Raw genomic sequence first — 4,243 nt, forward strand, 5'->3', positions numbered from 1 at the left:
TGCCCGCTCCATCGTGGCCCATTCACTGAAGCCGGCCCGCACGACGTCGTCGACGGCGGTGCGCAGATGGGCCAGGAAGGGCTCGACCTCGCCGAGTCGGGTGTCCAGTGTCAGCCAGGCGACAGGGCCGTCATGTCTCTGCGCGACATCGGTGAGAAGTGTCGTCTTGCCCGCGCCGGCCGGCGCGACGACCAGCGCCAACCGGTAGCCTGCGGCGTCGCCCAGCATGTCGGTGAGACGCGGTCGGCGGATACCGCGCAACGGCGGTCGGCGTACCCGCGCGGGTACGACCGAGTGGAAGTCTGCGTCCCCCATGACTCCGCATTCCGCTTGACGCGACGTTTGCAGATTACCTGTTGCTAGATCACCTGTTTACAGATCACCTGTTGGCAGATCACATTGGATCGCCCGCATCATCATACGTTCATGCTGGTGCGGCGGCGGTAGGCAACGCCGGAACACGTTCCGCCGCGACGCATGTTTGACGTGGATAGCCCGCCGGTGGAATGTTCTGGTATAACACCAGGCGTCGGATCGGTCGGAGCGTCCCGAACGGGAAGTGAGCGATGAAGGAGTGCCCGCGCTGCCACCACGCCAACGGCGATGACGCGGACTCCTGCGGTGGTTGCGGCCGGTTCCTGTGGTCCAGGTCGGAGCGGCGCGCCGGCGACAGGCGGAACGCCTCCCCGGAGATGGCGGCCCCCGTTCCCGAGGCGGTCCCGACCCCGGAACCGGACGACGACGCGCAGCCGCAGCCGCAGCCGCAGGTGCAGGTGCAGCAGGCCGTGACACCTTCGGCCTCAGCGCACCCGGGCTCGGGGATGAGGGTCCGAATCCGGCCCGACAACCGTCCCAATCGACTCGGCGCGGTCCCGTTGGCGCCCGCCACAGATGACCGGACGCCGGGAGCGGGACGCACCGACCCCCGGGACGGCGGTGCTGGCCGCGACGGCGGTGCTCGCCGTGACGTGTTGCGTCCGGTGCGTCCCGATGAACTGCCGGTGTTACCCGGGCCGGGAGAATCGGCTGGCGGTCAGTCCGCCGCGACGCCCGCCAGGGCGACGCCCCTGTCCGGGTCGGCATCATCTTCGGGGTCGGCACCTGCACGAGACAGCCTGATCTGTGCATGCGGCGTCCGAAATCCGCCGGATCGGCGGTTCTGCCGGTGCGGGCTGACCTTGCCAGGTGCCCGGCCCGCAGCGCAACCGGACCCGGACCCGGACCACACCACTGAGCGTGTTGCCAGCTGGCGCCTGCTGGCGTCCGGGTTCGGTGAACGCCGTGATTTCGAACGCCGGATCCGCACCGCGAACGGCGCAGTGCGAGTCCTGTACAGCCGCGGCCTGAGCGCCCGGGTGCTGGTCGTGCGCCTGGCTGTCGTCGCTGTCACCACCGGCCTTGTGCTGGGGTTCGTCTGGCCATGGGGCACGAGCTCGCGTGGCTGGGTCGGCGACCAGGTCGGGCGGGTGGTCCGCTCCGTCCAGAATTCTGAGACCGGGACGTCACAGCCCACTCGGAGCGGGTAGCGACGACGCAGGTTCAGTGCGCAACGGGCGGGGCCGGTGGGGTGCGGGGAGTCAGGCGGTTGAGAGCGGGCGGTGGTGCACCGATGTGGATGACGCCGAGGCGTCGGGTGGTGCGGGTCAGGGCGACGTAGAGGTCACTGTGCCCACGCGGCGACTCGGCCAGGATCATGTGCGGGTCCGCGACGAGCACGACGTCGAATTCCAGCCCCTTTGCCTGCCGCACCGTCAGTACCACGACCGGGTTCTCCAGGTCCGGATTCGTCTGGACCGCATCGGTGGCGACAGCCGCGTCCGGCACGGCGATCCGCACGGCCGGGCCCAGCTCGTCGAGGCGGGCGACCGGGACGATCACGGCCAGCCGGCCGCCGCCGAGTTCGCCCGCCTCCTGCGCGACGATCTGTGTCAGCCCGTCGGCGAGCCCGTCGGCGCTGACCTGCAGCCGCCACGGTGCGATGCCCGACTCCCGGACCGAGCGGGGTGGTTCGAGGGACGGGTCGATGTCCGCCAGCACGTCCGCAGCGACGGCCATGATCTCAATCGGAGTTCGATAGTTGACAGTCAGTTGCTCCAGGCGCCACCAACCGGCGACGTACGGCGTGAGCATGTGCTCCCAGGACGACGTCCCGGCCAGCTCGCCGGTCTGGGCGACGTCGCCGACGACCGTCATCGACCGGCTGGGGCAGCGTCGCATCAGCATCCGCCATGCCATCTCGGACAGTTCCTGGGCCTCGTCGACGATGACGTGCCCGAACACCCAGGTCCGGTCCGCAGCCGCCCGCTCGGCGGCCAGGCGCCCGTCGACCTCCGCGTGCCGCGCCGCCAACTGGGCGGCGTCGAGCAGGTCGTAGGCGGTCAGCGTGTCGGGTTCGGCGTCGTCTTCGAGGTCACGGGACAGGATGTCAAGGACACCCTGGGCGTAGGCGCGTTCCGCCCGCCGCTGCTGTTCGGCGAGTGCTCGGGCGGCCCGGTCGTCCTCGCCCAGCAGTTCGGCCGCTTCGTCGAGAAGCGCAATGTCCGCGACCGACCAACCGTCTGACGAGCCGTCGTCACGATCGGGCGCAGGGTCAGTGCCGTCGTCACGCGCCAGCAGGTTACGTTCGGCGTCGGTCAGCTCCGGGGCCGCGCGAGCGAGCAGCTCCGGTATCGAGAACAGGTCGCGCAACAGCCGCTGCGGCGTCAGCGTCGGCCACAGTTTCTCGACGACGGCCGCTACATCAAGGTTGCCGCGTAGCTCCTTGCGGATGTCATCGACCTCGGCCTCGTCGAACAGATTGGTGCCGTCATGGACGTCGAGTCCGAGCAGATCGGCGAGTTGCCGGGCGAAGGCGTCGACGACCAGCCGGGCGAAGATCGGGCGGGCGGCGTTGTGCAGCAGGCCGCTGCGGCGGGCCCGCTCGCGCGCCCGCAGGCACGTCTGGCGGTCCAGCCGCAGCGGGTGATGGTCGACGACGATCTCCATGACGTCGTCGGGCACTCGCTGTCGATCTCGCACGGCCGCGGCCAGTATCTCCGCCATCATCAGCCGTCCTTTGACCTCGGCGATCTCGGGCGCCTCCGTTCGGCTGGCGCTGATGCCGGGGTAGAGGTCGCCGATGGTCGACAGCAGGACCCCGGTCTCACCGAGCGAGGGCAGCACCTGCCCGATGTACCGCATGAAGGTCGGGTTCGGGCCGACGATCAACACGACCTGCTTGGACAGCCGCTCCCGGTAGGTGTAAAGCAGATACGCGGCGCGGTGCAGGGCTACCGCGGACTTGCCGGTGCCCGGTCCACCCTGGACGACCAGGACACCCCGATGATCGGAACGGATGATCCGGTCCTGTTCGCCCTGGATGGTCTCGACGATGTCGCGCATGCGCCCGGTCCGTTCGGCGCCGAGCGCGGCCAGTAGCGCGGCCTCGCCGGTCAGCCCCTGGTGCACGGTGTCACCAGCCGACCCCGTGGCCCCCACCACCTCCGCGTCACCGACCGCGTTGAGATCGAACACGTCGTCGGTGAGGCCGACCACCGTGCGCCGGCGGGTTCGGATGTGCCGGCGCCGGCGCACCCCCTGCGGCGAGACGGCCGTGGCGAGGTAGAACGGTCGTGCCACCGGTGCACGCCAGTCAATCAGCACCGGTGTGTAGTCGGTGGTTTCGTCCAGAATGCCCATCCGGCCGATGTAGTGGCATTCGGCGTCATGGAGGTCGATCCGGCCGAAACACAGCCCGTTTGCCGCGGCGTCCACCTGGGCGATCCGCCGGGCGTACATGAGGCTCGCCGCGTCCCGTTCACCGCGCGCCTGATGATTGCCGCCGGCCTGCCGCCACGCCCGAGCGAGCTGGTTCGAGGTTTCTTCCCGGATGTCGTCCAGTCGTCCGTACAGCATAGAAATGTAATCCTGCTCGTGCCGCATGTCATCGTTGGACAATCAAAACCCCTTGCCGGTATACCGCCGTCACATCATCGAGATGGCATCAAGTATATCCCACCCGCAGGAAGGCCCGGTGTGATGGGTTCGATATCATTGCCAGGCGCGGACCAGATCGGCCGGCCCCCAATGAGCCGCGAGGGGGACGTTGTCGGCGATGCCGCGGCGAGAGACCGCTATCAGCGGTGTCCCGGGTTCGGCGCCGGGGACGGCGAGCATGTCACGTACGAGGCTGTCGTAGTCACGCCGTCCGAAGGGCTGGTTTTCCAGCCACTTGATGGAACCCAGAAAGTGGACTTTCCCGGCG

At 69.1% G+C, this 4,243-nt stretch carries 3 protein-coding genes and 1 pseudogene; 1 reads left to right on the forward strand and 3 read right to left on the reverse strand.

The window, feature by feature from the left end; all coding sequences use genetic code 11:
* Positions 1 to 315: hypothetical protein (locus tag U9977_RS11855; RefSeq protein ID WP_322749285.1), on the reverse strand; the 315-nt coding region annotated here is incomplete at its 3' end.
* A gap of 863 nt (positions 316 to 1,178) precedes the next feature.
* Here U9977_RS11855 and U9977_RS11860 point away from each other — a divergent pair.
* Positions 1,179 to 1,526: a hypothetical protein gene (locus tag U9977_RS11860; RefSeq protein WP_322749286.1), complete on the forward strand. Its 348-nt coding sequence runs from the start codon at positions 1,179 to 1,181 to the stop codon at positions 1,524 to 1,526.
* 13 nt (positions 1,527 to 1,539) lie between these two features.
* Here U9977_RS11860 and U9977_RS11865 read toward each other — a convergent pair whose 3' ends face one another.
* Positions 1,540 to 3,894 (reverse strand): ATP-binding domain-containing protein, encoded by a 2,355-nt coding sequence (locus U9977_RS11865; RefSeq protein WP_416210575.1) that lies wholly within the window; start codon positions 3,892 to 3,894, stop codon positions 1,540 to 1,542.
* A gap of 135 nt (positions 3,895 to 4,029) precedes the next feature.
* A pseudogene (locus U9977_RS11870) lies at positions 4,030 to 4,243 on the reverse strand (ATP-binding protein); the annotation flags it as partial.

Origin of the sequence: Protofrankia sp. Cas8 (genome assembly GCF_963555845.1) — a bacterium.
GTDB lineage: Bacteria > Actinomycetota > Actinomycetes > Frankiales > Frankiaceae > Protofrankia.